14 protein-coding genes are annotated in these 20,518 nt (G+C 62.2%); all 14 read left to right on the top strand.

Annotation, left to right across the window (positions count from 1 at the left end; translation table 11 throughout):
- Positions 1-49: 49 nt before the first annotated feature.
- Positions 50-577 (top strand): type VI secretion system contractile sheath small subunit, encoded by a 528-nt coding sequence (gene tssB / locus SPH52_RS12520; RefSeq protein WP_411795364.1) that lies wholly within the window; start codon positions 50-52, stop codon positions 575-577.
- A gap of 15 nt (positions 578-592) precedes the next feature.
- Positions 593-2,098 (top strand): type VI secretion system contractile sheath large subunit, encoded by a 1,506-nt coding sequence (tssC, locus tag SPH52_RS12515; RefSeq protein ID WP_411795363.1) that lies wholly within the window; start codon positions 593-595, stop codon positions 2,096-2,098.
- 55 nt (positions 2,099-2,153) lie between these two features.
- Positions 2,154-2,621: a type VI secretion system baseplate subunit TssE gene (gene tssE / locus SPH52_RS12510; RefSeq protein ID WP_411795362.1), complete on the top strand. Its 468-nt coding sequence runs from the start codon at positions 2,154-2,156 to the stop codon at positions 2,619-2,621.
- Entirely contained in the window at positions 2,621-4,456 is a 1,836-nt protein-coding gene (tssF, locus tag SPH52_RS12505; RefSeq protein WP_411795361.1) for a type VI secretion system baseplate subunit TssF, read from the top strand. The genes tssE and tssF overlap by 1 nt, the downstream gene beginning before the upstream one ends.
- Positions 4,420-5,499 carry a type VI secretion system baseplate subunit TssG gene (gene tssG / locus SPH52_RS12500; protein ID WP_411795360.1) on the top strand — a complete coding sequence of 360 codons (1,080 nt, stop codon included), beginning with the start codon at positions 4,420-4,422 and terminating at the stop codon, positions 5,497-5,499. Before tssF ends, tssG begins: the two co-directional genes overlap by 37 nt.
- On the top strand, positions 5,496-8,120 hold the full coding sequence (gene tssH / locus SPH52_RS12495; protein WP_411795359.1) for a type VI secretion system ATPase TssH: 2,625 nt from the start codon (positions 5,496-5,498) through the stop codon (positions 8,118-8,120). The genes tssG and tssH overlap by 4 nt, the downstream gene beginning before the upstream one ends.
- 22 nt (positions 8,121-8,142) lie before the next feature.
- A complete protein-coding gene (gene tssJ / locus SPH52_RS12490; RefSeq protein ID WP_411795358.1) occupies positions 8,143-8,730 on the top strand; it encodes a type VI secretion system lipoprotein TssJ in 588 nt (195 codons plus the stop codon).
- Positions 8,731-8,799: 69 nt separating this feature from the next.
- Positions 8,800-10,143, top strand: coding sequence for a type VI secretion system baseplate subunit TssK (gene tssK, locus SPH52_RS12485; RefSeq protein WP_411795357.1), 1,344 nt, complete (start codon positions 8,800-8,802; stop codon positions 10,141-10,143).
- Entirely contained in the window at positions 10,140-10,859 is a 720-nt protein-coding gene (gene icmH, locus SPH52_RS12480; RefSeq protein WP_411795356.1) for a type IVB secretion system protein IcmH/DotU, read from the top strand. The genes tssK and icmH overlap by 4 nt, the downstream gene beginning before the upstream one ends.
- A 13-nt stretch (positions 10,860-10,872) precedes the next feature.
- Positions 10,873-14,823 carry a type VI secretion protein IcmF/TssM N-terminal domain-containing protein gene (locus SPH52_RS12475; RefSeq protein WP_411795355.1) on the top strand — a complete coding sequence of 1,317 codons (3,951 nt, stop codon included), beginning with the start codon at positions 10,873-10,875 and terminating at the stop codon, positions 14,821-14,823.
- A gap of 57 nt (positions 14,824-14,880) precedes the next feature.
- The gene (tagF, locus tag SPH52_RS12470) at positions 14,881-15,831 is read left to right on the top strand and encodes a type VI secretion system-associated protein TagF (RefSeq protein ID WP_411795354.1); all 951 of its coding nucleotides are present in this window, start codon (positions 14,881-14,883) and stop codon (positions 15,829-15,831) included.
- Positions 15,832-18,297, top strand: coding sequence for a type VI secretion system membrane subunit TssM (gene tssM / locus SPH52_RS12465; RefSeq protein WP_411795353.1), 2,466 nt, complete (start codon positions 15,832-15,834; stop codon positions 18,295-18,297).
- Positions 18,298-18,562: 265 nt separating this feature from the next.
- Complete coding sequence (locus tag SPH52_RS12460; protein WP_411795352.1) at positions 18,563-19,108, top strand: Hcp family type VI secretion system effector; 546 nt, start codon at positions 18,563-18,565, stop codon at positions 19,106-19,108.
- Between the two features lie 138 nt (positions 19,109-19,246).
- On the top strand, positions 19,247-20,362 hold the full coding sequence (gene tssA, locus SPH52_RS12455) for a type VI secretion system protein TssA (RefSeq protein ID WP_411795351.1): 1,116 nt from the start codon (positions 19,247-19,249) through the stop codon (positions 20,360-20,362).
- Positions 20,363-20,518: the final 156 nt, after the last annotated feature.

Below are 20,518 nucleotides of genomic sequence, written 5' to 3'. Positions count from 1 at the left end.
GTCGGCGATGAAGCGAACGAATCATCTCAACGTATGAGGAATCGACGCCATGGCGGAGAGGGATAGTACACAACACAAGCTGGGGCGAATTCGCGCCCCGCGAGTCCATATTACGTACGACGTCGAAATCGGCGATAGCCAGGAGCAGAAAGAGCTGCCCTTCGTCGTGGGTGTGGTCGGCGATTACTCCGGTAATCCTCTGAGCCCCCCGCCCAAGCTCAAGGACCGCAAGTTCGTGGCTGTTGATCGCGATAACTTCAACAGCGTTCTCAAGGGGTACAAGCCGCGTCTGGCCTATCGCGTCGACAATACTCTGTCCAAGGATGGCTCCCAGCTACCCGTCGAGCTGAATTTCAATACCTTGGAAGATTTCGAGCCTCAAAACGTTGTCAAGCAGGTCGAGCCGCTGCGCAAGCTGTTGGAGGTGCGCAACAAACTGGCGGACTTGCGCAACAAGATGGGCGGCAACGACAAGCTCGAAGAGCTGCTGATGGACGTGCTGCAGAACAGCGAGAAGCTCAAGACTCTAGGCGAAGAGTTCGGCCGCGAGCAAGCGGTCCGCGAAGACGACAAGTAACGGTGGAGCCCCGACATGTCAGAGAAACAACCGGAAACACAGGCGTCCGTGGTGCAAGAAACCGAAGAAGCCGTCTTCGCACCGCAAGCGTCTTTGCTGGACAGTATTATCTCGCAAAGCCGGGTAGCGCGCTCTGAGGATGAGCGCAACCGGGCCCGGGACCTGATCGAGGAATTGGTGGCCCAGGTCTTGGATGGCGAAGTACTGCCCAGCAAGGATCTGGTCGCGGTGCTTGATGCTCGGATCGCTGAAATCGATGCGATGCTCTCCGAGCAGATGAACGAAATCATGCACGCCAGTGAGTTCCAGCAGCTCGAGTCTTCTTGGCGCGGTCTCAAGTACCTGGTGGACCAGACCGAGACTGGCAGCAACATGAAGATCCAGGTGCTCAACGCAACCAAGAAAGATCTGGTTCGCGATATGAAGTCAGCACCCGAATTCGACCAGAGCGCGCTATTCAAGAAGGTGTACGAGGAAGAGTACGGCACTTTTGGTGGCGCCCCCTTCGGCATGTTGATTGGTGATTTCGAGTTTTCGCGCAGCCCGCAGGACATCTACCTCCTTGAGCAGATCTCTCACGTGGCTGCGGCGGCGCACGCTCCTTTTATTTCGGCATCGTCTCCCGAGCTTTTCGGTTGGGACTCTTTCACCGAAATGAGCGGTCCACGAGATCTGACCAAGATTTTCGATACGGTTGAATATGCCAAGTGGAAGTCGTTCCGCAATTCCGAGGATGCGCGTTACGTTGGGCTGACGCTGCCCCACGTCCTGGGACGTCTGCCGTATGGACCTGATACTGACCCGGTAGAAGAGTTCAACTTTGTCGAAAATGTCGACGGTCGCGAGCACAACAAGTACCTGTGGATGAACGCCGCCTATGCCTTGGGAGCGCGGGTGACCGATGCTTTCGCCAACTATGGCTGGTGTGTGGCGATACGGGGCGTGGAGGGAGGCGGTCTTGTGGAAGACTTGCCGACTCATACCTTTCAGACGGACGATGGCGAGGTCGCGCTCAAGTGCCCTACCGAGATCGCCATTACCGACCGGCGGGAGAAGGAGCTGTCCGACCTTGGTTTCATTCCGCTGGTGCACTGTAAAGGGACCGACTACGCCGCCTTCTTCGGGGTTCAGTCCGCCCAGAAGCAAAAGCAGTACAACACCGATGTGGCCAACGCCAACGCGCGCCTGTCTGCACAGTTGCAATATATCTTCGCGACCTCGCGCATTGCTCACTACATGAAAGCCATCATGCGCGACAAGGTTGGTAGCTTTGCCTCGCGGACCAGCGTTGAGCGCTACCTCAATGACTGGCTCTCGCAGTATGTGCTTCTCGACGACAATGCCAGCCAGGAAGCCAAAGCCCAGTTTCCGCTGCGTGAAGCGCGTGTGGAAGTTGCCGAAGTGCCAGGCAAGCCAGGCGTCTATAAAGCGGTCACCTTCTTGCGGCCGCACTACCAGCTGGACGAGCTGACCGCGTCGCTGCGCCTGGTAGCCGAGCTCCCGCAGTCGACCCGAAGTTGATTGTCATAGACCGTCATTACCGATGAGGTGAGCTGTGCAAGCAACAGGCACAAGGATGATCGTGCCAACACTCTGGAGCCGCCTTCTCGATGATGAACCTCATCGAGGGGTGGAGGCCGAGGACCGGCAGTGGAGCACGCTCGAAGAGTACAAGACCACGGTCGTGCGTGACTTGGAAACTCTGGTCAACACGCGCCAGGAGCTATTGGCGACTCGCTTGGCGGCGTACCCACTGCTGGGGGGCTCTTTGCTGGAATACGGCCTGCCCGATTTTCTCGGGCGGGGCCTTCACAGCAGCGAAGATCGCCAACTCATCCAGCGTCAGTTGGAGCGGGCTATTGAGGGTAACGATTGCCGCTTTCGCAACGTGCGCGTTCGACTGCTCGACCAGGACCGACAGGACCGCTTGCTGCGTTTTCGTGTCGATGCCCTGCTGGTCGTGGTAGATGCCTCGCAGCATGTGGCTTTCGATGCGGTGCTCCAGGCCGAAACTCAACGATACAAAGTACAGAACTTGACCTGATGCTCGACGAACTGCTGCCCTACTATGAGAAGGAACTCTCGCACCTGCGCTTTCTAGGCCAGGAGTTCGCTCGTGAATACCCGAAAGTCGCCGCACGCCTGCAGCTCGAAGAAGATGACTGTGCTGACCCACACACCGAGCGACTGATCGAGGCCTTCGCCTTCTTGTCGGCGCGGGTTCACAAGAAGCTGGACGATGACCTGCCGGAGATTGTCGAGTCCTTTCTGGACGTTCTGTACCCCCACTACCTGAGGCCTACGCCGTCTCTGTCGATCGTTCAGTTTGACCTGGGTGAGCGCTCGACTCTGGACTCGCGCTACCAAGTGCCGCGACACACAGAGCTGCTTTCGCGGGTGGTGGGAGGGGCTGCCTGCCGCTTTCGAACCTGCTATGAGGTGACGGTCTGGCCGCTGCGTGTCGAGCAGGCTCGTTTTACGCAGCTCGAGCGTTCTGCGTTCAATGGACGGGACCGCGACGGCGTCGCGCGCCTCGACCTTTCTTTGGACACCTTGGCAGATCAGGCCATTGGCCCCTTGGGCATCGACCAGCTGTGCTTTTTCCTGGATGGAGAAGGCACGCTGATGCACCCCTTGCATGAGCTGCTGTTCAATAACCTGGCGCGGCTCAGCCTGAGCTTCGAGGAGGGTGGGCGTCGTCGCGAGATCGGCTTACCCCTCGACGCTATCCGCCCGGTCGGCTTTGCGCCTGAGGAAGGGTTGATCGATTATTCCGAGCGCTCCTTCCTGGGCTATCGGTTGCTGCATGAATACTTCGTCTTTCCCGAAAAATTCATGTTCTTCGAAGTACAGGGACTCGCTCGGGCGTTGGCAGGCGTAACGGGTAGTCGCTTTCAGCTGCATTTCCTGTTTTCCGACTATACGCAGGGTGAGCGCCTGGCACGTTTGGCGCAGAACTTGGGGCGCAACCACTTCCGCCTGGGTTGCACGCCCGTCATCAACCTGTTCCGCCAGCAAGGGGAGCCGATCAAGCTCACCCACACCCAGCATGAGTATCCGGTAGTTGCTGATGTACGTCACCCTTACGGGGTCGAGGTTCTCTCCATCGAGCAAGTGACGCGCATCAAGAAGAAAGCAGCTCGGGACGAAATCACCGCGTGCCATCCGTTCTTCTCACCACGTGGTCAGGATGTCCAGGGTGACAGCAGCTACTGGATCGCCAGGCGGGTGCCTTCTGAGCGGCGCCGCGATCATGGCACCGAAATGCAGCTGCGCTTGATTGACCGAGAGCTGACGCGAGTGGAAACCTCGAGCGATGTACTCAGTCTGAAGCTGGCCTGCAGCAACCGTGACCTGCCGCAGCAGTTGAGTTTCGGTCATCCGCAGGGGGATTTCACCCTGCCGCGGGAGCAAGTCGTCAAGGCAATTCGCTGCCTGCGCAAGCCTACGGTTGCGTTGCGTCCACCGCTTGGCAAAGGTGTGATATGGCGGTTGATCTCGCATCTATCGTTGAACCATCTGTCATTGGTATCGCGTGGACGTGAAGCGCTGCTGGAAATATTGGCGCTTTACAATTACCGCAATACCGAAGCATCACGGCGCCAAATCAACGGTATCACCGCTATCGAAAGCGCGCCGACCATGACCCGCATTGGCCATCCCCGCCCGGCTTTTGTGCGAGGGCTGGGGATCACCCTGGAGTTGGACGAACAGCAGTTTACCGGTAGCGGCATCTACCTGTTTGGCATGGTGCTGGATCATTTCTTCGGTCAGTACTGTTCAGTCAACAGCTTTACCCAATTGACCCTACGTAGCCGTCAACGCGAGAAGGAAGTGGTAACATGGCCACCCAGAACCGGCACTCAGCCCCTGGTCTGATCGACCGCGCGCGGGCTGAGCCGTACAGGTTCGGCTTCTTCCAGCTCGTGCGTTTGTTCCGACTACATTACAGCCATTTGGGGCGTCTCGATCCTGAGTCACGTCCTCATGAGGATCCGCTGCGCTTTCGCACCAAGCTGTCGTTGGAATTTCCGGCCAGCGAGATCAGCGATCTGGTGTTCGAGAATCCGAAGCGCTTGTCACCGCTGGATCAGCCGCTGACGGAGATCCAGGTTACCTTCATGGGGCTGGTCGGCCAGTCCGGCGTCTTGCCGCGTCCTTATACCGAAACGCTGATTGATCGCCATATCCAATTGCGCGATGACGCAGCCCATGCGTTTCTCGATCTGTTTTCACACCGCATGACGGCGCTCTTCTATCAAGCTTGGCAGAAGTATCGTTTTTTCATCGAGTATGAACGCAAGGGCGAGGCGGACTTCGAGCGTCAGTTGCATGCGCTTACCGGACTGAGCGAGCGAGCAACCCATCTGCTGACTCATCGGCATGCTCAGCAAGAGCATGACGCCGACCTGCCCCGGGAGCTGCTCAGCTACTTTGCCGGCCTGCTCTCTCAGAGGCCGCGCAATATTCTCAATCTGCAAGCCCTACTCGGTTCCACCTTCGACGTGGAGTGTCAGGTACGGCCTTTCAGCGGCCGCTGGCTGAACATCCCCAGGCGAGAACTCACCCAATTGGGCGCTCGCAATGCGTCATTAGGTGAGACGGCAGTGGCAGGCACCCGAGTCTGGGACTACCAATCCTGCGTCAGAGTCGCTCTGGGACCATTGTCGCGAGCGGACTACAAGCGCTTTTTACCCGGCCAGAAAGTGCATACCCAACTTATCGAGCTGACGCGTTTTTATCTGGGTGCCGAGCTGGATTTCGAGATCGAACTCGAACTCGAAGCCGAACAGGTGCCACCAGCCCGGCTGGGTGGTACGGACGGTGTCTCGCTGGGGCGCCTGGGGTGGCTGGGGACGCGCGCTCATGCGCGCAACGGCCATGCGATTTTCCCGATTCCTTTCAATGGAGCCACTACGTGAGCCTCAAGACGCTGTTTGCCAAGCTCAATGACGTCAGCCGAAGTGCCATGGAAGAGGCGGCCGGGCTATGTCTTGCCAAACGTCAATATGAAGTCGATATCGAGCACTTGCTGCTCAAATTGATCGATTCCGATGACAATGACTTGCTGCGCCTTGCCCGGCATTACGAGTTGGCCCTGGATCGCCTTGCCAATCAGTTGGACCTGGCGCTGGAGACCTTCAAGACGGGTTGCACGCGTACCCCCGCGCTCTCGCCGCATATCACTCGGCTGATCGAGCGTGCCTGGGTCATTGCATCCATCGAACAGCAGGCCACGCAAATCCGCAGCGGGCACTTGTTGCTGGCGCTGCTGGGTGACCAGGAACTACGCCGGGTGGTAATGGAAAGCGCGCCGGAGCTGGAGCGACTGGAGGTGGATGACCTGCGCCTTAACTTCGAAGCGCTGCTGGCAGCCAGCCCGGAGCAGCAAGGTAGCCAGGGCGAAGCACCGAGCGTGGGTGAAAACTCGCCCAAGCGTCGCGGTGGTAAGACGCCCGCACTGGACCAATACACCATCGACCTGACTGCCAGCGCTCGTGAGCGGCGTATCGACCCCGTGCTGGGCCGTGACGCTGAAGTTCGTCAAATGATCGACATCCTCACCCGCAGACGACAAAACAACCCTATCCTCACCGGTGAGGCTGGCGTGGGCAAGACCGCCGTAGTCGAAGCCCTGGCATTGAAGATCGTGGCTGGCAGCGTGCCTGAGGCCCTGGCCAATGTCGAGCTGCGTACCCTCGACCTGGGCTTGCTCCAGGCGGGAGCAGGGGTAAAGGGGGAGTTCGAACAACGTCTCAAGAACGTTATCGAGGAGGTCAAGCGAAGCCTGCATCCGATCATCCTGTTCATCGACGAGGCCCACACCCTGATCGGCAGTGGTGGTCAGGCCGGTCAGAGCGACGCCGCCAACTTGCTCAAGCCTGCCCTTGCTCGTGGTGAACTGCGCACCATCGCTGCGACTACCTGGGCTGAGTACAAAAAGTACTTCGAGAAGGATGCCGCCCTGGCGCGCCGCTTCCAGGTGATCAAGGTCGACGAGCCTAGCGAGGCCGTCGCGATTGATATGCTGCGTGGCCTGGCTGACCGCATGCGCGATCATCACGGTGTCGAGATACTCGACGAGGCCGTGGTGCAGGCAGTGCGCCTATCGCATCGCTATATCACCGGCCGCCAATTGCCGGACAAGGCTGTCAGCGTGCTCGATACCGCCTGCGCCCGGGTTGCCCTGGGGCAGGCAGTGGCGCCAGCTGAGCTGGAGGACGCCCGCCAGCGTGCGCTCGACATGGAGGCTGAGCGAGAGGTCCTGCGACGTGAGCTGGAAAGGGGCGACAGTGGCCATGAAGCGCGCTTAGTGGAACTCGATAGCGAGCTGGGTGAGCTGGCCGAGCACATCGCGGCCCTGGAAGCCGACTGGCAACAGCAGCGCGATGCCGTGGCGGTCATTCATGCCGCCGACGCGGCACTTGACGAAGCGGCTGATGATGCCGCCCGTGCTGCCGCCCGGGAAGTCTTGCTGGCGGCCCGGCGGGAGCTGCAAGAGATCACCGGTGAGCTTCCGCTGGTACACCCTTGTGTCGACGGCAATGCCATTGGTGCCGTAGTGGCTGCCTGGACCGGCATTCCGCTGGGCAAGATGCAGCGTGACGAGATCGACACCGTACGCCGTCTACCGCAGCTTCTCGGCGAGCGTGTCATTGGCCAGGACCATGCCTTGGTCGAGATCGGCAAGCGCATCAGCCTGTCGCGTGCCAGGCTCGACGATCCCAACAAGCCGATCGGCGTCTTCCTGCTGCTCGGTCCGAGCGGCGTGGGCAAGACCGAGACGGCGCTGGCGCTCGCAGATACCTTGTATGGCGGCGAACGCAATCTCATCACCATCAACATGTCGGAGTATCAGGAGGCGCATACCGTTTCCTCGCTAAAAGGCTCGCCGCCCGGTTACGTCGGTTATGGCGAGGGCGGAGTGCTGACCGAGGCGGTACGTCGCAAACCCTACAGCGTCGTGCTGCTGGACGAAGTCGAGAAGGCCCACCCGGACGTGCTCGAACTGTTCTTCCAGGTCTTCGACAAGGGGGTCATGGAAGATGGTGAAGGTCGTGAGATCAACTTCCGTAACTGCGTGATCTTGCTGACCTCCAACGTCGGCACCGACTGGATCATGGATCGCTGCCTCGGAGCGGAGGCTCGCCCAGAGCCGGAAACCTTGGTCGAAGAGATGCGCGATACCCTCAACGCGATCTTCAAGCCAGCATTTCTGGGGCGCCTCAAGACCGTCCCCTTCTATCCGGTACAAGGTGAGGTGCTGACCCGGATCGTCGATCTCAAGCTGGCGCGGCTGCGCCAGCGTTTCCAGGCCAACCACGGGGCTTGCCTAACCTTCGAGGCGCCTCTGGCTACGCATATCGCCGAACGTTGTACCCAGACCGATAGTGGCGCTCGCAGCATCGATCATCTGTTGACCGGTGCTCTGATGCCGCAACTGGCTGAGCTGGTGCTGGAGCGCATGGCCGATAACGCTCCCATCGACAGCATTGTGGTCGGGGTCGATGAGCACGGCGACTTCACCTATCGCCTGACCTGAAGGCAAGTCCGAGGACAAAAAAATGAAAACACGCAGGGAACGGAATTCAAGGCGGGTTTGGGCCGGCATGGTCTTGCTGCTGGTGACAGCTAGCCTGCTGGGTGGCTGTGGAGTCGGTGGGCGTATCGGCAACCAGTTCGACGGCACCGTCGGGGACATACTGTTCAACCGGGACGAGCGCGTCACCGTTGCTCTTGAGGGGGATGAACGACTCAACCCGGATGCCGAGGACAGCTCGCTGTCCGTTGTCGTACGCATCTATCAGCTCAGTTCATTGACCACCTTCTCGGCCGCTGCGCCGGGGGAGTTGTGGCACGACGCCGGAGCGGCGCTGGGCGATGCGTTGATCAGCGAGCGTGAAGTCGTTGTGCTGCCGGGAGGCCAGGTGGTCGACAGCGCGCCCATGGCTCAGCCCACCGCCTACGTTGCCGTGGTGGCTTTCTTCCGCCAGATGCCGGACGAGCGCTGGCGCTTGGTGTTCGATGCCGCGGCCATGCGCAAGGACGGCATCTTGACCTCCCCTGGCGGTGTGAGGGTGAGCCTGGTGGACAACCGTATCGAGCCCGCGAGGCGCAGTGCCAAGTTAATTGCCTCGACAGGCAACGGCTGACCGCGCCGCGAGCCCATGCAAGTGCCATGCGCCGAGGCGCGACACAGGCGAACATGAAGGAAGCGAGTAGTGAGCAAGCATAACCGAGTGATGTGGTCGCAAGGCATGTTCCTTCAGCCGCAGCACTTCCAGTATCAGGATGAGTATCACCAGCATCAGCTCGGTGAAGCCAGCCAGCGCTCGGGGCCCTTCAACTGGGGGGTACAGGCCCTGGCCGTGGATGAAGATGCCCTGGCGCAAGGTCGCCTCCAACTGACCCGGCTCAAGGTGGTTTTTCCCGATGGCACCCTGATCGATGCGCCTCAGCAGGATCCCCTCCCGTTGGCGCGGGATCTTGGCGAGCTGGAGGGAATGGCCGAATGCAAGGTCTATGCAGCGCTGCGCCTGACGGAGCCCCATGCGCCGAACGTGGTGGACGACGAGAACCGTCGGGGCCAGCACAGGCGCTTTCGTCAACGCTTCGAAAGCCTGCCGGACCTGCTCGAGGGAGAGACCGAGAACGAGCTCTCCCTGCTCGAGCTGAACGTGATGCTGCGGCTGGAAGGTGACGATCTGGATGGCACCAGCCATTGTCCGCTGGTACGCCTCAAGCGCAACGTTGCGGGGAGCTTCTCGGTGGACAGCGACTTCGTGCCACCCTGCCTGCACCTGAGCGCCAACGAGACGCTGCTGGCTCTGGGCCGACGCCTGCTCGGCGTGCTCCAGGCCAAGCACGAGGCGCTGTCCGGGCGCCGTCGCGAGCGTGCCGACCAGGTGGCCGAGTTTGGCTCCAGCGATGTGACCCTGTTCTGGCTTCTCTACACGGTCAACCGAAGCTATCCGCAACTGGCGCATCTGCTCAAGCATCCGCGGCTGCATCCCGAGCGTCTGCATGGCTTCCTCAGCGACCTGGTCGCCAGCCTGATGACCTTCTCGATGGGGCATCGGCTGGCCGACCTGCCCGCCTATCGCCATCCGGATCCGGCCCAGGCCCTGGTTCAGCTCGATACCATGGCCCGTGAGCTGCTCGATACGGTGATACCTAATCAGTACATCCCGATCGCTCTGGAACAGACCAAGCCCTCTTACTACGTCGGTCGGTTGCACGACCCGCGCCTGGTCGATGCCGATTTCTACGTCTGTGTGCATGCCGACATGCCTGGCGCCAAGCTGATCGAGCTGGTTCCCCGCGCCTTCAAGGTCGGCTCGCCCGAAGACATCGAGGTCGTGGTCAACAGCGCCATGCCCGGCGGTTCGCTGGTCCATGCCACTCGGCTGCCGGTCGCCATCCCCGTGAGACTGGACAATCACTACTTTGCGCTCGAACCACAGGGGCGGATGTACGAGCGGATGATGGCTGCCCAGGCCATTGCCTTCTATGTCCCTAGCGGCTTCACCAACCTCGAGATTGAACTGATGGCGGTGCTCAAATGAACCAGTACGCGGCGACATCGCAGCACGACGTTGCACAGGATGCCCAGGCGCGCATGCGTACCCTGGCTCAGGACTTCTTCTCTCTGGTACTGATGGTTCGCCGGGGTGGTGAGGCGCAGAGCGTCGAGGCTTTTCTCGAAAGAGTCGAGGAGTTCTTCCGCGACCTGGAAGGTCGGGCCCTGGCCGTCGGCTACAGCATGGAGCAGTTTCGTGATGCCCAGTATGCCCTTTGTGCCTTCCTCGACGAGAGCGTGCTGGGCGCCGGAGAGAGCAATATTCGGCGCCACATAGAACTCCACCCGCTGCAGTACAAGTATTTCGGTGTACACCTGGCGGGAGAAGGCTTCTTTGAGCGCCTCGAGGCCCTTCGCAGCGACGTCAAGGGCAATCTCGACGTGCTGGAGGTCTACCACCTTTGCCTGGCGCTGGGGTTCGAGGGCAAGTATCGCCTGGAGCACCGCGACCAATTGCGCTACATCGCCAATACCCTGGGTCAGGACATCGCCCGCTATCGCAAGGTGCCGGAAGAGCTGGCACCCGGTTGGCAGTTGCCGGATCAGGTTGGCCAACTGCTGCGCTACGAAGTTCCCATTTGGGTTTATCTGGTGCTGATCGCGCTGCTCTGCGGCGTGGTCTACCTGGTGCTCGATGGGCTCTTGGGCGTGCGCGCCGACGCCTTGATCGAGCGTCTGTCATCACTGTTCGAAGCATCGTGAGGGCGGGCGAGACATGAGGCGTGTTCTGAGGTTGTTGAAGAGTTTCTGGCTACTTTCGTTCGTGCTGTGGCTGGCCGGTGTACTGCTGTGCGTGTGGTGGATTCCGCGCCTGGGAGGGGAACCCCAGCGCCTGGCGATTGCCGTGGCCGTGCTCACGGCGCTGTGGCTACTGGCGATCGTCCTGCGCAAGTACCGCAGGGTTCGTGCCGAGCGTGAGCTCGAAGCGCTGGTGCAACTGGAAGTCGATCGCGAGGCGGCCAGCGCCGCATCGCAGAGCGGTGATTACGAAGTCCTGCGGGAACGCCTCAAGTCGGCCCTGGGAATGCTCAAGGCCCGCCATGGTGGCAATGGAACCCTGACGGAGCTGCCTTGGTACCTGGTGGTGGGACTCTCCGCTTCCGGCAAGACCTCATTGCTGACCCGCTCTGGTCTCAACACCAGCGTGGCCGGGCTCGGGATGGAGTCCGGCACTCAATATTGCGATTGGTACTTCGGCAGCGAGGCGGTGATGATCGACACCGCCGGACGCTATATCGCCGAAGAGCAGCCGGCGCGGGAATTCGCCGACTTCCTGCGGCTGTTGGCCAAGCGCCGCAAGCATACGCCCATCAACGGCCTGATCGTGGTCGTCGACCTGCCCACACTGCTGCATGCGCCCCGAGACGAGAACCATGCCCTGGCGCAGCAGCTGATCGAGCGCATCGATACCTACCACGACGCCCTGGGGGCGACACCGCCCGTCTACCTGTGCTTCAGCAAGGCCGACCTCGTGCCGGGCTTCGTCGAGGCTTTCGGCGGGCTGGAGGGTGACAAGCGCCACTGCCCCTGGGGGATCACTTTCCCGGTGGCCGAAGTGCGCGGTAAAGGACTTGGACATGCATTCCACCAGCGCTTCGCTCCGCTGGTCGAGTCCCTGCGGGCTCATGTGGAGCGCCGGCTGGTTCAGGAGGGGCCGCAGGCGGATAGCGCCCTGCTGCGTTTCCCGGATTATGTGGCCGAGATGGAGCAGCGCCTGGCCGACTTCCTCGAACCCTTCGACCTACGCCACAACCCTGAAAGTGCCCCGCTTACCCGAGGTCTTTATTTCACCAGTGCCTTGCAGCGCGGTGAGGGACTGCAGCCGATCCTCGACGATCAGGTGAGAGACGCCTTCGCGCTGACCGGTAAGCCGCTGTCGGCCGGGGGCTCCACGACGCTGCGTGGTGATCGTAGCTATTTCATACAGGGGCTCTTCCGCGATGTCTTGATTCCCGACCGCAACCTGGTTCAGCACTACTCACGCCATGGCCAGCGTCAGGCGCTCAAGCCCTGGCTGATCGCCATGGCCGGCCTGGCTGGGCTCGCAGGGCTGGGTGTGCTGGGCCATGCCTATTGGCACAATCATGAATCGCTGCTTGCCTTTGACCAGCGGCTCGATATGGCCGAGCAGGTCAGTGACGGTGACCGACTCGATATCCTGCACGGTGAACTGGCGCGTCTCCAGCGCGAAGCTCGCGCCGGGGTGCCCTTCTGGGAGAACGCCGGGCTCGGCGTAGGCAGAAGACTGCTCCCGGGCCTCGAGCAGGCTTGGTTCGTGTCGCTTGAGCGGCAGGTGCTCTCACCGGTGGCCGAGAGCCTGGTCGACCAATTGGTGGCCGTCGGCGACCTGGCGGCATCGCTGGGGCTGGAAACCCAACTGGAGAGCCCGCGCGAGTCTTCCTCCCTCGACACCGAGGATGACTTCGGTCTCGACGGTGCCGCTGGGCAGGGCCGTGAGCTGCTGAGCGACACCGGTGAACGCATGCGGGATCGTCTGACCTCGCGGCCGACCCTAGGCAGTGTGCCCCGCTCCACCGGCGATCTGGCGAGCCGCGTGCGTGGCGAGGCAGATTACCGCGTAGCCGGCAGTGCCAGGGATGCCTATTGGGGAGCCCGTGGCAACGCCCGGGATGCGCTGCGTCAGGGTGCGCGCGATGCCTGGAGCGACAGCTTGCGCGGGAGCGAAGGGGGCGGACAAGCGAGCCTGTTGGCGATAGAGGACGGGCCGGCCTTTTCCGAAGCAGCGCTCAACCGCCTCGAGCCGAGCCAAGTAGCGCAACTGGTCGAGGCCTATGACGCCTTGAAGCTCTACTTGGTCCTGACTGACCCAACGGCCCACCCTGAAGTGGCCTTCGTGCGGGAGGCGCTGCCTCGTGCCTGGCGGCAGGCCGATGCCGAGTTACCGGGCGGTGAGCGCCAGATTCGAGACCATGTTGCCCTGTATGCCTCTTATCTCGAGGCGGGCCAGGCACCTGCCGTGGAGCGCGACGAGCGGCTGATTGCCCAGGCGCGTGCTGACCTCAAGTCCTTCCTGATCGAGACTTCTCCCGCGGCGCGTGAATATCTGCGGCTGCGCTTGGCCGCGGAGGCTAACTATCCGGCACTGACCTTGGCGGACATCCTGCCCGAGGCCGGTCGCTCGCTGATGTACGCCGGCGAGGCCGTACCTGCCTTCTTTACGCAGCGAGTCTGGCGGGAGTTCGTGCTTCCGGAATTGATCAGAACCCTGGCCTCAGACCTTCAGGTGGAGCGTGACTGGGTACTGGAGGGAGAGTCCGAGGTAGATGAGGTGCAGGGCAAGGCTCAGTTCGCCCGGGAGGTGTTGGCACGCTACAAGCTCGAGTACATCTACGCCTGGGAACGCTTCCTGTCCGATGTTGGTGTGCGCCGCTTCGCGGGGCTGGACGAGTCACGGCAGCACCTCACCCAGCTCAGCGATTATCAGCGCTCACCGATCAAGGTGCTGCTGCAGGTAGTCGATACCAACACGCGCTGGGATAGTCCCGATGCAGAGCAGCGCCAGGCCGTGGAAGGCGAAGAAACGACCGAGGAGAGCTCCGCTGGTGGGTGGTGGCAGAGCACCCGGGAGTGGCTGGGGGGCAGCACCGATCAAGCCGGTGAGCGGGCGCTGGCGCTGGTCGAGATGCCGTCTATTTACGATGGCATCCTCGCCAACCATTTCGAGCCCGTGGGACAACTGTTCTCCGCAGACATCGGGGCCGAGGGCGATACCTCCCAGATGGATCGCTATCTGCTGTTGCTACGCCAGCTCAAGGTTCGCTTCGATCGACTGGAGCGTGGCGATGTGGGCAAGCGCACCAAGCAACTGATGGAAGATGTGGTGGAGGGGCGTCCCAACGAGATCACCGCGCTGCACAACTATGTGGCGGCCAACATCGACACTTCTCGCGACGAGCTGGTGCAGTCACTGCAGCGCCTGTTCCGTGACCCAGTAGAGTTTGCCGTGTCCAGCCTGGACAGCCCGATTGCCGGTCAATTGGCCGCTGCCTGGGGAGAGCAGGTTGCCACCCCGTGGAACAGCATGGTGGGGGGGCGCTTCCCGGTGAGCGATTCCAGCAACGAGGCTTCGGTCCGTGACCTGCGGCTGTTCGTCGATCCACAGACCGGCCTGCTGACCGACTTCGATCAGAACGAGGTGGGCAGCCTTGGCGAGGCTCGCAATGGAAACGGTGAGCCACTGGTCGATCCCCGCATTACGTCCACGATCAGCCAAGGGACTCGTGTCGGTCGGGTGCTCGAAAGCCTGGCAGACATAGAGAACGGTTTCGAAATCATGATCGAGCCGTCGGCCAACCTGACCTCTGTCCGCCTGACGCTGGATGGCCAGGAACAGGTGTACCGCATGGGACCGCAGTCGTGGCAGCGCTTCACCTGGCCGGGGGATACGCGCCAGGCCGGGGCGCGTCTCGATGTCGTCACTCATGGTGGCCAGCGCATCACGGTATTCGATTACCCGTCTCGCTGGGGATTGTTACGACTGGTGGATTCCGCCCAAGTCACCGACCTCGACGGCGTTCGCCAGCGCCTGACTTGGTATACCAGCGTTGGGCAGGTCAGCATCGTCGTGCGTAACTTCGGCGGCGTCAAGCTGACCGATCTCGAGGGGGTTCGGAGCCTTCGCATACCAACGGTAGGCGCCCGTTGAGGTAATGGAGGAGCTGCGCATGGGCTTTCGCCACGGTAGGGACAGGGAGGTCGCTTCATGATCGGATATTTCGGCAAGGTGCCGGGAAGTGCCGATTTCGTGGCATACAACGCCGCCTACAAGGACGTGCGTGAGCTCGATGGCTGGTTGCAGAGTGCGCTGGCCTGGATGGCCGAGTGCGATGCCGACTGGCAGATGCACTTCGATGCCCTGCCGACCTGCTTCTTTCACTTCCGTGCCAGCAACGGTCAGTGGTTGCTGGGGGGCATGCAAAGCTCTTGCGATGCCAGCGGCCGTCGCTATCCGTTGCTGGTCTTCCAGCGCCTGAGCGTCGCACCGGGCATCGAAGGAAGCATTGGCGTGCACACCCTGAGCGAGACCTTTGCGGGCCAGTTGCGCGACCTGCTGCAACGCACGGTGCATGGCGATGCCTCGGTACACGACCTGCAGCACGCCATCGAAGCACTGCGAGGGTTGGGCGAGGTCGACCTTAGGCTTCATCAGCGTCTGCTGCAGCGTTTTCTCGATGATGTGCGCTACTTGGACCTGTCACAGGCCTTGGCGCCGGGCTTTCCCGAATTCATCACCAGTGCCTTTGCCCTGCGCATGCAGGGGCTGCGTCAGCGCCTTCAGCGTGGCGAAACCCTGCCCGCCGTGATGCCGCTGCCCGCCGAGCGAGCCTTGAAGCGCCCGGCGGCGGATCTATGGTTGCACTGGCTGGACCGAGGCGGCCGAACGCATGCCAAGGCGAGTCTGCTCGTGGACGACTTCATGCGCCCGCAGCTGTGGCGCTTTGCGAGAGCGGAACAAGAGGTCTTTCGCCTGTTGGCGGGGCTGGCGCCGAGAGAGGCGCGTTGCGATGTGTTGGAAGCATTCGAACAGTTCGATTCCCAATGGGCTCATATCAGGCCGCCCGCTGTGGAACTCGACATTGGAACCTACATCACGCGCTTTCCCGGTGAAGAGAACGGTGGGGGAGAACACGATCGAATGGATGGGCTCGCGTAGATGAACCGGTTGAAATACTACTTTGTGAAATATCGCCCTTACGCGATGGCCATTGCCTTCTTCCTGTTGATCTTCGTGATCTGGGGAGTGGGAGTGTGGTGGGGCTTCTCATCCCTGGACAGCCTGCTGGTCGGCATCCTGGTCTTCCTGGTGAGCTCGGCGCTCTACCTGTTGCTGCTCTATCGGGGCGCGGGGGAGAAGCACGATGTCGAAGCGCTGCTGATCCAGAGTGCCGATGATGCCGTGCTCGGCGCCGCTCCGGAGGATCGCGAGGAAGTCAGCCTGTTGCGCGAGCGGCTGCTCGATGCGCTGGAGCGAATGAAAAAGGGGCGGGGCGGCAAAGGGCGCAAGCACGACCTGCTCTATCGTCTGCCGTGGTATCTGGTGATCGGCCAGCCGGCAGTTGGCAAGAGTACCCTGGTGTATCGCTCGGGGCTCGACTTTCCCTTCGCCGATCGCGAGAGCGCCCGGGTAGCCGGGGTCGGTGGCACACGGCACTGTGACTGGTTCTTCAGCAGTGAAGCGGTGCTGCTGGATACCGCCGGTCGTTACGTCAGCGACCATGAAGAGGTGGGCAAGTGGCGCGCCTTCCTGGGGCTGCTCCAGCGTCACCGCCCACGCCGTCCGCTCAATGGCTTGATCGTGGTGGTGAGCGCCGATGAATTGATCGGCAGCGATGCTGCAGCGCGTGATGCCCTGGCCCGTCGCCTGCGCGAACGCCTGCAGGAAACGCATGAATTGCTGGGCACGGCGCTACCGATCTATCTGGTCTTCACCAAGAGCGACCTGATTCCCGGCTTCCGGCAGTTCCATGCTCAGTTGGACCCCGCTCAGCGCGACGAGGTGCTGGGCATGACCTTCCCGCACCAGGACTTCGGCACGGCAGACTGGAAGGTGCGCTTCTCGAGCGCCTTGGCACGGCTGGTGGCTCGCTGTCGCGCCATCGGTGAGCAGCGCCTGATCGAGGGCGATGTGGTGCGCACCCGCGAAGCGCCCGCGGCACTGGAGTTTCCGCTCGAACTGCAGGCTCTTTCTCCGCTGCTGACGAGCTTCGTCAGCTCACTGCTGCAGGCCAACCCCTACCAGTCGTCCCCGCTGTTGCGTGGCTTCTATTTCACCAGTGCCCTGGCGGACGGCCAGCCTGCCCAAGGCGAGTACGCGGGCATGATCCAGCGTCGCTTCGGCCTGTCTGGTGGCCGTGGGCTTGGCGCACATCAGGATGGCAAGAGCCTGTTCGTGGCCGGCCTGTTCTCCCGGGTAATCCTGCCCGACCAGCACTTGGTGGGCCTGTACAGCGGCCCCAACGCCGTTCGTCGCCGTCAACTGCGCTGGTGCTGGGCCGCGCTGTCAGTGGCCGTGCTGCTGTGCACCGCCTGGGGCATCTCCTTCTACAACAACTCCCATGAACTCGCCGACATTGACGAGCGCTTGACCCAGGCCCAGGAAGCGGATGCGCGCCAGCCCTCCAGCTATACCCATTGGGAAACCCTGGATACCCTGCGTGCGGTCTCGCAGAACTACGACGACCGCCATCCGCGGGGAGTTCCCTGGTCGATGCGTTTCGGCCTCTACCAGGGCCGGGCGATGGAGCGGGCGCTGCGTGTGGCCTACTTCCAGCAGTTGCAGCGCGACATGCTCGTGCCGGTAGCGGACAACCTCAACCAAGCGCTGTTCGTGCTGCCGACGATCCCGGTGTATCGCCCGGGGGACGGCGGACGTCTCACCTACATCGATGTCGAGAGTGTCGAGCCCCATGCTCGCCCCCGGGACAATTCGCCCCAGGCCCTGGCCGACTTCGGCAATGCCACGCTCGGCACCTACCTCGAGCTGTCGCGAACCCCACGGGCCCGGGTCGATAGCGAACTGCTGCGTCAGCGGCTGCCGGACTACTGGTACCCGGCCATCGCGTCGGCACGGCAAGGCGAGCGGGATCCCCGCGATCTTGGTTATGCCAGCCGCCAGATCGAGTTCTACGCCGGCCAGATCCACGCTGCGGACGTGCCGCGTATCGACGACAACGCCTTTTTGATCTCGTCGAGCCGCAACTATATCGAAGGCCTGCAGAACCGTTCCTTCCGCACCCTGGAGACCATCACCCTGGAGGCCGACGCCCTGTTTGCCTTCGGGCGCGGCGACCTGGCGGGGCTGCAGGGGGCCGGCCAGCACCAGCTCAACCGGATCGCTGAGCGTCTGGCCAACACTGCCGATGTCGGGCGTATCACCGTCACCGGCCATGCCGACCCGATTGGCTCGGCCACGGCCAACCAGCGCCTCTCGCTTGAGCGGGCGCAAACGGTGCGTACCTACCTGATCGGCCGTGGGATGGCACCGGAGCTGATCGAGGCCATGGGGGCCGGCAGCGAGCGTCCCCTGGTGGAATGCGACAGCAGCATGAGCCGCGCCGAGCAGATTCGCTGCCTAGCACCGAATCGGCGGGTGGAGATCGAAGTCCGCGCGCTGAACTAGCGCATGGGCGGGCGCCTCCGGCGCCAGGGAAGGCTGCATCGATTGTCGGCAGCGTTTCCCAAGGAGGTCGTCGGTCGCTTCGTTGAAGTGGCTGACACCACGGGCAGGACCACTGGGGGGGCAGGATGCCTTCTGGCGGTAGCGTGCCTGAAAAAGGACCCGAGCGAGCAGTGGAGTGGAATCGCCTTCTCGCCCGGGCCAAGCACATCAACTTCTTGTTATGAGGTTGATGGTAAACCATCGCAAGCAAAGGGAAGTTCTTATCATGGCATTTGATGCGTATCTCAAGATCGACGGTATCCCCGGTGAAAGCCTGGACGCCAACCACACGGACTGGATCGAGCTGCTGAGCTTCGAGTTCGGTGCCAGCCAAGCCACTTCTGCAACGGCCAGCTCCGCTGGTGGCGCCTCTGCCGAGCGCGTCAACCTCAGCGAGTTCTCCGTCAAGAAGTTCATCGACAAGGCCTCTCCGAAGCTGTTCGAGGCCTGCTGCCGTGGCCAGCATATCAAGGAAGTCGTCCTGCAGGTTCACCGTGCCGGTGGCGAGCAGGTGCGTTACCTCGAAGTGAAGATGGAAGAAGTCATCGTCTCCTCCACCGACATGGAAGGTATGGCGAGCTTCTCCCAGAACGGCAACGGTGGCGGCACAGATTCCGTGCACGACTCGCGCCACGACCTGCCTTCCGAGGAGATCAAGTTCAACTTCGCTCGTATCAAGGTCACCTACACCCAGCAGAAGCGTCAGGACGGCCAAGGCGGTGGCAACATCGCCGGCGGCTGGGACCGCACTCGCAACCGCGTTTATTCCTAAGCGTCGGTTAGTGTGCATGGCCATGGGGGTTCGCCCCCATGGCCTTTCCCGGCGAATGCCTGGGAGAGCCTGCCAAGGCCAGGCTCTCCCAGGCGTTTGCTTCAAGGCAATCGAACACGTAAGGAAAGGGGAATCACGATGGTCGAGGACTGGGATCGCGACACGCTGCTCGCACCGATCGGCGAGCATGGTACCGGTGAGGATCTGAGCTTTTCTCTGCTCATCGACCAGATCAAGGAGGCGCGCCGCGCCGACCCTGCCTATCTCAGCCAAGGCGAGTGGCAGGCGGACCTCAAGAAGTCCGACTGGAGCGAGGTCATTGCCCTTTCGGCACAAGGGCTGGCCGAGCAGAGCAAGGACCTGGTGCTGGCCGGGTGGCTGTGCGAAGGGTTGGCCCATCGTCATGACTTTGCCGGCATGACCTACGGCCTGGAGCTGATCACGGCTCTGTGCCAGCGCTACTGGAGTGCGCTCCACCCAACGCTCGAAGAGGGGGAGGAGGAGCGCCTGGCACGGCTGGTGTGGCTGGACGACACCCTGGCCGGCGTGGTTGGAGGTATTCCCCTGCTGCAAGGCCAGGGCGACGGCCCGGGTTACGGCCTGGCCCGCTACGAGGAATCGCGCCAAATCGAGAATCTGGCGCGTAACGATGCGGATGCCATGGGCGCCGCTCTGGCCGAGGGCAAGATCAACGCCGAGATCTTCCAGCGTGCGGTGGTGCTGACCGACACCGAAAGCTTCATCCAGCGGCACGGCGAGATCGTCACCTGCCTGGGTGCCCTGGACGAGCTCGGCCGCACCCTGACCGAGCACCTCGGCGACCAGGCCCCGCCCTTTACCCAGCTCAAGAGTGTGCTGAGGGAGTGCATGCGCCTGATCGAGAGGCTGCTGGGAGAACGCGGCATCAGCCTCGACCCGGAGCAGGAAGAAGCAAAGGCGGAGGCGCCTGAATCGGCCAAGGAAGCCCTGCCAGCCGGCCCCACCGTAACGCCCGCACCTGCGGCCTCCAGTGCCGCACCGGCAGCACTGCGCACAGTACCGCAGAGTCGCGAAGAAGCCTTCGAAATGCTCAATGGCGTGGCCCAGTTCTTCAAGGGTAGCGAGCCGCACAGCCCCGTGCCCTACCTGGTGGAGCGCGCCGTGCGCTGGGGCCGCATGCCGCTGGAAGAGTGGCTGCGCGATGTGATCCGCGAAGACAGCGTCATCGACGGCATCCGCGAGACCCTGGGCACCCAACGCCGGGATGAGAACTGAGGCAGCTTGAAGGCTTCCGGTTCCAACCGAGCCTGGCCATGAGCACGAACGAAGACTCACCGGCGGCGGCGCCGGTCGACCGCAGAAGGAGCTGAACATGGCGGACCCCCGTTTGCTGGATGACATCCTGGCGTCTTTCGACACCCCCCTGACCCA

Source organism: Halomonas sp. A29, from assembly GCF_046723295.1.
Classification (GTDB): Bacteria; Pseudomonadota; Gammaproteobacteria; order Pseudomonadales; family Halomonadaceae; genus Halomonas.
The sequence above is the reverse complement of the archived record's forward strand: the minus strand, read 5'-3'. Positions and strand labels throughout refer to the sequence as shown.

Excerpts from the sequence above, each read along its gene's own strand:
- tssB (WP_411795364.1), top strand. The coding sequence starts at position 50 with ATGGCGGAGAGGGATAGTACACAACACAAGCTGGGGCGAATTCGCGCC.
- tssC (WP_411795363.1), top strand. The coding sequence starts at position 593 with ATGTCAGAGAAACAACCGGAAACACAGGCGTCCGTGGTGCAAGAAACC.
- tssE (WP_411795362.1), top strand. The coding sequence starts at position 2,154 with ATGATCGTGCCAACACTCTGGAGCCGCCTTCTCGATGATGAACCTCAT.
- tssF (WP_411795361.1), top strand. The coding sequence starts at position 2,621 with ATGCTCGACGAACTGCTGCCCTACTATGAGAAGGAACTCTCGCACCTG.
- tssG (WP_411795360.1), top strand. The coding sequence starts at position 4,420 with ATGGCCACCCAGAACCGGCACTCAGCCCCTGGTCTGATCGACCGCGCG.
- tssJ (WP_411795358.1), top strand. The coding sequence starts at position 8,143 with ATGAAAACACGCAGGGAACGGAATTCAAGGCGGGTTTGGGCCGGCATG.
- icmH (WP_411795356.1), top strand. The coding sequence starts at position 10,140 with ATGAACCAGTACGCGGCGACATCGCAGCACGACGTTGCACAGGATGCC.
- SPH52_RS12475 (WP_411795355.1), top strand. The coding sequence starts at position 10,873 with ATGAGGCGTGTTCTGAGGTTGTTGAAGAGTTTCTGGCTACTTTCGTTC.
- tagF (WP_411795354.1), top strand. The coding sequence starts at position 14,881 with ATGATCGGATATTTCGGCAAGGTGCCGGGAAGTGCCGATTTCGTGGCA.
- tssM (WP_411795353.1), top strand. The coding sequence starts at position 15,832 with ATGAACCGGTTGAAATACTACTTTGTGAAATATCGCCCTTACGCGATG.
- SPH52_RS12460 (WP_411795352.1), top strand. The coding sequence starts at position 18,563 with ATGGCATTTGATGCGTATCTCAAGATCGACGGTATCCCCGGTGAAAGC.
- tssA (WP_411795351.1), top strand. The coding sequence starts at position 19,247 with ATGGTCGAGGACTGGGATCGCGACACGCTGCTCGCACCGATCGGCGAG.